General features: G+C 73.1%; 6 protein-coding genes and 1 pseudogene. 3 read left to right on the top strand and 4 right to left on the bottom strand.

What is annotated here, in order from left to right; translation table 11 throughout:
- Window positions 1–297 (bottom strand): annotated as a pseudogene (locus IE330_RS36230) (hypothetical protein); the annotation flags it as partial.
- A 297-nt stretch (window positions 298–594) separates the two neighbouring features.
- On the opposite strand from IE330_RS36230, the gene IE330_RS36225 reads away from it, so the two are divergent.
- Window positions 595–1,137 carry a toxin-antitoxin system HicB family antitoxin gene (locus IE330_RS36225; protein ID WP_190140433.1) on the top strand — a complete coding sequence of 181 codons (543 nt, stop codon included), beginning with the start codon at window positions 595–597 and terminating at the stop codon, window positions 1,135–1,137.
- A 141-nt stretch (window positions 1,138–1,278) separates the two neighbouring features.
- Here IE330_RS36225 and gcl read toward each other — a convergent pair whose 3' ends face one another.
- Window positions 1,279–3,057, bottom strand: coding sequence for a glyoxylate carboligase (gene gcl, locus IE330_RS36220; RefSeq protein WP_190140434.1), 1,779 nt, complete (start codon window positions 3,055–3,057; stop codon window positions 1,279–1,281).
- Window positions 3,058–3,535: 478 nt separating this feature from the next.
- Here gcl and IE330_RS36215 point away from each other — a divergent pair, with 478 nt between their 5' ends.
- On the top strand, window positions 3,536–4,369 hold the full coding sequence (locus IE330_RS36215; RefSeq protein ID WP_190140432.1) for a hypothetical protein: 834 nt from the start codon (window positions 3,536–3,538) through the stop codon (window positions 4,367–4,369).
- A gap of 1,508 nt (window positions 4,370–5,877) precedes the next feature.
- Here IE330_RS36215 and IE330_RS36210 read toward each other — a convergent pair.
- The gene (locus tag IE330_RS36210; RefSeq protein ID WP_190140431.1) at window positions 5,878–7,560 is read right to left on the bottom strand and encodes an AMP-binding protein; all 1,683 of its coding nucleotides are present in this window, start codon (window positions 7,558–7,560) and stop codon (window positions 5,878–5,880) included.
- Window positions 7,557–9,293, bottom strand: a complete 1,737-nt coding sequence (locus IE330_RS36205) for an AMP-binding protein (RefSeq protein ID WP_190140430.1) — start codon at window positions 9,291–9,293, stop codon at window positions 7,557–7,559. Before IE330_RS36205 ends, IE330_RS36210 begins: the two co-directional genes overlap by 4 nt.
- A 150-nt stretch (window positions 9,294–9,443) precedes the next feature.
- On the opposite strand from IE330_RS36205, the gene IE330_RS36200 reads away from it, so the two are divergent.
- On the top strand, window positions 9,444–9,854 hold a 411-nt coding region (locus IE330_RS36200), incomplete at its 3' end, for a GAF domain-containing protein (protein WP_190140429.1).

The raw sequence follows: 9,854 nt of genomic DNA, 5'->3' as shown, positions 1-9,854 counted from the left end.
GGGCGACGGCGCGGCCCCGGCCGCCGCGGCCGGGCCGGGGCCGGGGGCCGCCCCGGGGGGCCGCGTCACCACGAACCCCGGGTCGAGGCCGCGCAGCCGCAGGTCGACGGTGCCGGGCGCGAGGTCCCGCGAGATCGTGTCGGCGGCCGTCGACAGGGCGTTCAGGAACACGAGCCTGGACACCGTCTCGAGGAGCGGTGCGACGCGCTCCGCCACCTCGACGGCCTCGTCGCCGACGGCGTCGGCCACGGAGAGGAACTCGTCGCGGAGGCTGCCGGTGTAAGGCGTCAGCTTCATAGCGCCATACTGGCACGGCTTTGGCGCCACTCACAACCGCCTCGACGGCGACAACTAGGCCAAGAGACAGGGATGTTGGAGATCAGAGCAGGTAAGAGGAGGTTTCTCGTACCGAAGAAGACGCCATATTGGCGCACAGCGATGGACATGACGACCGGACCAACACCCCCTTCTGGACGCCATCATGGCACCACACGAGACTTGGCGACCGGGGCCTCTCGGCGGGCGCGGAGCGGGAACCCCCGCCCGGCGAGCGTGACTTGCCCCCGGCCCCGTGGCGCGGCGAGGATGGCGGTCATGGAACTCGGGCGGTACGTGGACGACCTGCGGCGCGAGCTGATCACCGCCGCGGGGGCGGGCGACCCGCGGACCCGGGAACTCGTCGCGCGCCTCGCCGCCCCGCTCTCCCCCGCGATTCGGATGGTGCTGCTCGACGTACTGGCGGCGGCCGCCGACGAGATCAGCCGGGAGCTGGCACCCGGCACGGTCGAACTGCGGATGCGTGGGCGCGAGCCCGACTTCGCCGTGACACCGCCCCCTGCCGAGGACCGGCCGGGCCACGCGGTGGCGCCCCTGCCCGGGCCGCCGGTGGTGCCACCGCTCCCGCCCGTCCCGCCGACCGCGCCGGTGGACCGGGACGGGGCCGTGGCGCGGGTCAACTTCCGGACGTCCGAGGAGTTGAAGGCGCAGATCGAAGTCGCCGCCGACCACGAGGGGCTGTCCGTCAACACCTGGCTCGTGCGCGCGGCGTCCGCCGTCCTGAACCACGAGGAGCAGGCCGCGCGCCCGGCGCGCGGGGCTCCCCATGGCGGGCGTGAGTACCACGGCTGGGTGCGGTGAGCCGCCGGACCGCCGGGCGGGGCGGCGTGCGCCACAGGGGCGGCTCGCCCGCGAGGGTGAGCCGCCCCTGTCGTCCGCATCCGCACGGAAGGACGCGAACGACCCGCTGAGTCCGGGTCGCCCGAGCCGTCCGGCCGGGTCTCAGGCCTTCAGCGTCTTGATGGCGCTGGGCGCGTGCCACGGTTCGGTGGCGATGTCCTCGAACTCGGTGACGTCGCTGATGTCGGCCGTGCGGCTCATCGCGATGTTGGTGATCCGCTCCAGGATGGCCTCGACGACGACCGGGACGCGGTACTCCTCGGCCAGCTTCTTGGCCTGCTCGAAGGCGGCGCCGAGTTCGTTCGGGTCGGTCACGCGGATCGCCTTGCAGCCGAGGCCCTCGGCGACCTTGACGTGGTCGACGCCGTAGACGCCGAGCTCCGGCGAGTTGACGTTCTCGAACTCCAGGTTGACCTGGAAGTTGATGTCGAGACCGGCCTGGGCCTGGCGGATCAGGCCCAGGTAGGAGTTGTTCACCAGGACGTGGACGTACGGGATGCGGTGCTGGGCGCCGACGGCCAGCTCCTCGATGAGGAACTGGAAGTCGTAGTCGCCGGAGAGCGCGACGACCTGGCCCTCCGGGTCCGCCTTCGCGACGCCGAGCGCGGCGGGGATGGTCCAGCCGAGGGGGCCCGCCTGGCCGCAGTTGATCCAGTGGCGGGGCTGGTAGACGTGCAGCATCTGCGCGCCCGCGATCTGCGAGAGGCCGATCGTGGACACGTACCGTGTCTCGGGACCGAAGGCCTTGTTCATCTCCTCGTAGACGCGCTGCGGCTTCATGGGGATGTCGTCGAAGTGGGTGCGGCGCAGCAGGGTCGCCTTGCGCTCCTGGCCCGCGGCGATCCACGCGGTGCGGTCGGGCAGCCGGCCCGCGGCCTTCAGCTCGCGGGCGACCTCGACGAACAGCTCCAAGGCCGCCTTGGCATCGGAGGCGATGCCGTAGTCCGGCGCGAAGATCTTGCCGATCTGGGTCGGGTCGATGTCGACGTGCACGAACGTGCGGCCCTGGCGGTAGACGTCCAGCTTGTAGCCGGTGTGGCGGTTGGCCCAGCGGTTGCCGATGCCGAGGACGAAGTCGGACTCCAGGAAGGTGGCGTTGCCGTAGCGGTGCGAGGTCTGGAGGCCGACCATGCCCGCGTTCAGCTCGTGGTCGTCGGGGATGGCGCCCCAGCCCATGAGGGTCGGGATGACCGGGGTCCCGGTCAACTCGGCGAATTCCACCAGGAGTTCACACGCGTCCGCGTTGATGATGCCGCCGCCGGCGACGATCAGCGGGCGCTCCGACTCCAGCAGGAAGCCGATGGCCTTCTCGATCTGGGCGCGGCTCGCGGCGGGCTTGTAGACCGGCAGCGGCTCGTACGTCTCCGGGTCGAACTCGATCTCGGCGAGCTGGACGTCGATGGGCAGGTCGATGAGCACGGGGCCGGGGCGGCCGGAGCGCATCAGGTGGAACGCCTGCTGGAAGACGCCCGGCACCTGCGCCGCCTCCAGGACCGTCACGGCCATCTTCGTGACGGGCTTGGCGATGGAGGCGATGTCGACGGCCTGGAAGTCCTCCTTGTGGATCACGCTCGTGGGCGCCTGCCCGGTGATGCACAGGATCGGGATCGAGTCGCCGATCGCCGAGTAGAGGCCCGTGATCATGTCGGTGCCCGCCGGGCCCGACGTGCCGATGCAGACGCCGATGTTGCCCGGCCGGGCCCGGGTGTAGCCCTCGGCCATGTGCGAGGCGCCCTCGACGTGGCGGGCGAGCGTGTGGTCGATGCCGCCGCCCTCCTTCAGCGCCTTGTAGAAGGGGTTGATCGCGGCACCCGGCACACCGAACGCGTCGGTGACGCCCTCCCGCTTGAGGATCTCAACTGCCGCGCGGGCGGCGGTCATACGAGCCATTGAGTTCTCCTGCTCCGGCCGGCGGATTCTCCGCTCCCGTCGCGCCCCGCGGCGAGCTGTGAGGTCCGGTCCTGCGGTTGGCTGGCCTTGCGGCCGTGAGGTGTTCTTCCTGAGGGGGTTCGGGGTCGGGGTTCGGGGGGTCCAGGGGTTCCGTGGGTTCCGTGGTTCCGTCGCCTACCCCGGCCTCGACTTTTCCGCATTGTGGAATATTGATTCTGTTATACGGAAGCAATGTATGAGGGAACGGAAGGGGCGTCAAGGGACGGCGGCCGGGCCGAAGCTCAAAATCGCGTATCGGGGTCGTCGCGTCCCGTACGACCATGGGCGCAGGGCTGTACGGCTACGGGGACCGGGCACCAGCCTGTGTGGTCGTGGGGCGGGGTCGCGCGGTGACGGGTGCCGGGCGGCCCCGGGCGCGGCGGGGTGGTGCGGCCACGGGTGTCGGGGTGACGGCGAGGCGGTGAGGGTGATGACGACGGACGGATTCCCGGTGCGCTGCCCGGTGTGCCGCCATGAGCAGGCGTACGCGCCCCCGGCGTTCCCCTGTGCCTGTGGCGCGCCCGTCGTACCGCCCGTCGCGCACGGCACCGCGCCCACGCCGGTCACCGAGCGGAGCTGGGCGGACGACTGGGTGACGGTACGGTGCGGCTCCTGCGGCCGCGCCACGGACTGGCCGCGGCCGGAACTGGGGTGCGCGTGCGGAACGGTGCTGCGGATACCGGTCCTGCCCGAGGGCTCGGGGCCGGGGCCGGGCCGCGGCCTGGGGCCCCAGGCCGGGCGGGGCCATGGCGCGGGGCCGGAACCGGAGCCGGGCGGGAGCCACGGGGTGGCACCGGAGGTGGGGCTCGGCCTGACGCCGGAGGGCGGGCTCGGCGCGGGACCGGCACCGGGGCCGGGGCGGGGGCCGGAGCCGGGGCTGTTCCGGCCCGTGCCGGTGCGCAGCGCGCGGGACGCCGTGACCACGGCCGCGCTGTACCTGCGCTGGCTCGGCTACGCGGACGTGGCCGACGCCGAGGCCGGGCGTGACGGCCGGCCGCCGTCCGGGGCGCGGCTCACCGCGCGGGGTGTGGTCGCGCACGTGGAGCCGTCGGCGCGGCCCGCGTCGCTGCGGGACCTGGAGTGCGCGTGGCTCACGGCTCTCACGCGTGAGGCGCTGTGCGTGTGCTTCGCCCTGTGCGACTTCACTCCCGCGGCTCGCGGGCGCGCCCTGGAGCTGGCGGTGCCGCTGTTCCGTATTCCGCTGAGTGGGGTGCCGCAGGCGTTGAACGAGGCGGCGCGGGCGTTCGCCATGCGGCGGCGCTAGCCCGGCCTCCGGCGGGCCTGGCCTCTCCACCCGGCGGGCGGCCCTGCCCACCCACGCCCTGCTGCGCGGGCCCGGCCTGACGGCTCACCAGGCGAACTCCACCGGCCCCGGCGAAGCCGCCCCGCCCCGCCACGCACCCTCGGCCGCACCACGCAAAGCCTCTCCCACCCACCCGCCCATGACCACCCAAGCTCCACAGCCCGGGCCCGACCACACACCCCCGGCCCCACCACGAAACGCCTCTCCCACCCACCCACCCATGACCACCCAGCTACGCAACCCCAACCCGACCACACACCCCGCGAACCCCACCCACCCCAGCCAACCCAACGCGGCGACCGCCCCGCCCCGCCAGACACCCCCGGCCCCACCTCGCAACGCCTCACCCACCCACCCGCCCATGACCACCCAACTACACATCCCCAGCCCGACCACGCACCCCACGAACTCCACGCACCCCAACCAACCCACCACGGCAACCACCCCCCCGGCCCCACCTCGCAATACCTCTCCCACCTACCCATCCATGACCACCCAGCTATGCAACCCCAGCCCGACCACACACCCCGCGAACCCCACCCACCCCAACCAACCCAACGCGGCAACCATCCACCCACCCATGACCACTCAGGCTTCACAACCCGGGTTCCGCCGGGGGCAGGGTCCCAGGCTGAGCCTGTGCTACCGGGGCGTCACGGGTGGGTGGGTGGGAAACGCGCCGCGACAGCGGCGCAAACCACCACCCACCCGCACCCGAACCCCCACCACAGCCGCGCTCCAACCACACCCACACCTCCCACCCAAGCCCCAGACACAACCCACCGGACCATGCAGGCCCAGCCGCCCCCCCACCCCGGACGCAGCCTCACCGCAGGTCCCACGCGTGCAGCCCACCCGTAGCCGGCCGCAAGCCCAGCCCGGATACAGCACCACCGCAGCCCGGCCGCAGGCCCAACCCCGTCACCAAGGCGGGAGGGGCGGGCGGGTGGGCAAACACGCCGCGACAGCGCCGCCGAACCACTCACCCAGCCCCGCCACAGGCGTAACCTCAGCCCGGCAGCAGGCCAAGCCGCACCCGCACCCCAGACCAATCCGCAGCCCGGCCACAAGCACAGGCCGCAGCCCCAACCCCAGCCCGGCCACAGGCCAAGCCTCAGCCCCAGGCCCAACCCCGTCACCAAGCCAGCAGGGGCGGGCGGGTGGGCAAACACGCCGCGACAGCGCCGCCGAACCACTCACCCAGCCCTGCCACAGGCGTAACCCCACCCGGCCCCAGGCCAAGCCGCAACCCCGCCACAGGCGCAGGGCGCAGCCCAGCCGCAGGCCAAACCGCAGCCCGGCCGCAGCCCCACCGCCGCCCGGCCCAGCCACAGCCCGCCACAGGCCCAGCCGCAACCTGGCCGCAGCCCCAGCCACAGCCCGGCCGCAGGCCAAGCACCCACAGCCCCGCCCCAGCCGCACCCACAGCCCCGCCGCAGGCCAAGCCCCAGCCCCGCCGGAGGCCGGCCTCAGCCGAACCGCTCCCTCAGCTCCACCTTCCGTACCTTCCCCGACACCGTCATGGGAAAGTCCTCCACAATCCGCAGCCCCGCCGGCACCTTGTAGTGCGCCAGCCGCCCCTCGCAGAAGGCGCGCAGCTCCGCGAGGGTGAGCGGCTCCGCGCCCTCGCGGAGGATGACGCAGGCCAGCGGCACCTCCCCGTACCGTTCGTCCGGTACCCCGACCACCTGCACGTCCGCGATCTTCGGGTGTCCGTACAGGAACTCCTCGATCTCGCGCGGATAGATGTTCTCGCCGCCCCGGATGATCATGTCCTTGATGCGGCCGACGATCTGGACGTAGCCGTCGTCGCGCATGACCGCGAGGTCCCCGGTGTGCATCCAGCGCCCGGCGTCGATGACCTCGGCGGTCCGCTCGGGCTCCTGCCAGTAGCCGAGCATCACGCTGTAGCCCCGGGTGCACAGTTCGCCGGAGGTGCCGCGCGGCAGCGTGACGCCGGTCGCGGGGTCGACGACCTTGACCTCGATGTGCGGCAGGACGCGGCCGACCGTGGCGGTGCGGCGCTCCAGGTCGTCGTCCATGCGGGTCTGCGTGGAGACGGGGGACGTCTCGGTCATGCCGTAGCAGATGGAGACCTGCTCCATGTGCATCTCGGCCACGACCCGCTTCATCACCTCCACGGGGCACGGCGACCCGGCCATGATCCCGGTGCGCAGCGACGACAGGTCGTACGAGGCGAAGTCGGCGAGGTTCAGCTCGGCGATGAACATCGTCGGCACCCCGTACAGCGACGTGCACCGCTCGTGTTCGACGGCGCGCAGCGTGGCGACGGGGTCGAAGGACGGTGCCGGGATGACGACGCAGGCGCCGTGGGAGGTGGCGGCGAGGTTGCCCATGACCATGCCGAAGCAGTGGTAGAAGGGCACGGGCAGGCAGACGCGGTCCGCCTCGGTGTAGCCGACGGTGCGGCCCACCCAGTAGCCGTTGTTGAGGATGTTGTGGTGGGAGAGGGTGGCGCCCTTGGGGAAGCCGGTCGTACCCGAGGTGTACTGGATGTTGACCGGGTCGTCGCAGCTCAACTCCGCTTCGCGGTGGTCCAGTTGGTCCGGTGCGACGGCCGCGGCCCCGGTCAGCAGCTCGTCCCACGAGGCGTCGCCGATGTAGCAGACCCGCCGCAGGTCCGGGCACGCGGCGCGGACCTGCTCGACCATCGCGCGGTAGTCGCTGGACTTGTGCGTCTGCGAGGCGACGAGGACCGAGACACCCGCCTGCTTCAGGACGTACGCCAGCTCGTGCGACCGGTAGGCGGGGTTGATGTTCACCAGGACGGCCCCGACGCGTGCGGTGGCGTACTGGACGAGGACCCATTCGGCGCAGTTGACGGCCCAGATGCCGACCCGGTCGCCCTTGGCGACGTCCGCGGCGAGCAGGGCCCGCGCCACCTCGTCGACGGCGGCGCCGAACTCCGCGTACGTCCAGCGCCTGCCGGACGGCACGTCGACGAGGGCGTCCCGGCCGGGCCAGGTCGCCACGGACCGGTCGAGGTTGCGCCCGATGGTGTCCCCGAGCAGGGGCGTGGTGCCGGTGCCGTGCGCGTACGACGGCTCGGCGGCGCCCGGTGTCCTGGCGGAGCCGGAGCCGGAGCCGGAGCCGGAGCTGGAGCCGGAGCCGGAGCTGGAGCGGGAGCTCATCGGAAGTCCTCCTCGCGGTACTCGGCGTCCGACCCCGCGGCCGTCGCCTCACGCAGTTCGATCCGGCGGATCTTGCCGGAGACCGTCTTGGGCAGCGCGCCGAACTCCAGGCGGCGCACGCGCTTGTAGGGCGCGAGGACGGCCCGCGAGTGCTCGAAGAGCACCTTGGCGGTGTCGGGCCCCGGCTCATACCCCTCCGCAAGGACGACGTACGCCTTGGGCACCGCGAGGCGGACCGGGTCCGGCGCGGGCACGACCGCGGCCTCCGCAACCGCCTCGTGTTCGAGGAGCGCGCTCTCCAGCTCGAAGGGCGAGATCTTGTAGTCGGAGGCCTTGAAGACGTCGTCCCGCCGGCCCACGTACGTGAGGTAGCCGTCGGCGTCGCGCGCGCCGATGTCGCCGGTGCGGTAGTAGCCGCCCGCCATGGCCTCGGCGGTGCGCTCCGGGTCGCCGTGGTAACCGGCCATCAGACCCACCGGGGCGGCGGACAGGTCGAGGGCGATCTCGCCCTCCTGGACGCCGGGTTCGCCGGTGACCGGGTCGAGCAGCGTGACGGCGAAGCCGGGCGTGGGCCGCCCCATGGAGCCGGGCTTGAGCACCTGGCCGGGGGTGTTGGCGACCTGCACGGCGGTCTCGGTCTGCCCGAAGCCGTCGCGGATGGTCACGCCCCAGTCGCTCCGCACCCGCTCGATGACCTCCGGGTTCAGCGGCTCCCCGGCGGCCACGACCTCGCGCGGCACCGTCCCGAGCTGCGTCAGGTCGGCCTGGATGAGCATGCGCCACACCGTGGGCGGCGCGCAGAAGCTGGTGACGCCCGCGCGGTCCATCTCGCGCATCAGGCGGCCGGCGTCGAAGCGGGTGTAGTTGTGGATGAAGACCGTCGCCTCCGCGTTCCACGGCGCGAACAGGTTGGACCAGGCGTGCTTGGCCCAGCCCGGCGAGGAGATGTTCAGGTGCACGTCACCGGGTTTGAGGCCGATCCAGTACATCGTCGCCAGGTGCCCCACGGGGTACGACACGTGGGTGTGCTCGACGAGCTTGGGCCGGGCGGTGGTGCCGGAGGTGAAGTACAGCATGAGCGGGTCGTCGGCACGGGTCTCGCCGTCGGGCGTGTAGGCGGCCGGGGCGCCGTCGACGCCGTCGTACGACACCCAGCCGCCGCCCGGCGCCTCGGACGCGCCACCGTCCGCCGTCGCGGGCGCGGGCGCGCCGACCACGATCCGCGTGTACTCCCCCGGCACCGCGTCGAACTTGGCGGTGTCCTCGGCCCGCACCACCACGTGCCGGGCCCGGCCGCGCTCGATCCGGTCGCGCAGGTCCGCCGGGCCGAGCAGCGGCGTCGCCGGGATCACCACGGCGCGCAGCTTCATCGCGGCGAGCGCGACCTCCCACAGCTCGGCCTGGTTGCCCAGCATGACGACGACGCGGTCCCCGGCCCGGACACCTAGCCCGCGCAGCCAGTTGGCGGCCTGGTTCGAGCGCCGCGCGAGGGCGGCGAAGGACAGCCGGGTCTCGGTGCCGTCCTCCTCGACGATGTGCAGCGCCGTGCGGTCGTTGCCGTCGGCGATGACGTCGAACCAGTCCAGGGCCCAGTTGAACCGCTCCGGACGCGGCCAGACGAACCCCTCGTACGCGGCCGCGTAGTCCTCGCGGTGGCGCAGCAGGAAGTCCCGGGCGGCCCGGAACCCCTCCGTGCCGTCGCCCGTCCCCGTCCCCGTCTCCGTCACCGTCATCCGCGCACCTCGTCTTCCACGTGTTCCGCCGCCGGACCGCGGCTCGGCGGTCGGGTTCCGCCGCCGGTGCGGCGTCCGTACCATCGTGGAGTTCGTGACGTGGGTCTCACCACCCCCGGACGGGGGTGGCGTGCGGTGGAGGGCGGGCGTGTGACGGCTGCGGGCGCGGGTGGGGCGGGGGACGTACGGGCCGCGCTGGTACGGCTGCGGCGCGCGACCGGCCTGCCCGTGGCCTTCGGCGGCCTCGTCGACGCGGACGCCGACGGCGCCCCGCGCCTGCGGATCCGCGAGCTCAGCGGCACCGGTACGCACGCCCTGAGCGGCCTCGGCATCGGCGCGGGCCACGGCCTCGGCGGCAAGGCGCTCGCCCTCACCCGGCCGTGCGCCGTCACCGACTACAGCTCCGCCCGGCACATCAGCCACGAGTACGACGGCGCCGTCGCGGCGGAGGGGCTGCGCGCGGTGCTCGCCGTGCCGGTCGTGGTCCGCCGCCGGGTGCGCGGCCTGCTGTACGGCGCCCTGCGCGCGCCGCAGCCGCTGGGCGACCGGGTGCTCGCCGCG

The sequence above is a fragment of the Streptomyces longispororuber genome (assembly GCF_014656095.1).
Classification (GTDB): Bacteria; Actinomycetota; Actinomycetes; order Streptomycetales; family Streptomycetaceae; genus Streptomyces; species Streptomyces longispororuber.
The sequence above is the reverse complement of the archived record's forward strand: the minus strand, read 5'-3'. Positions and strand labels throughout refer to the sequence as shown.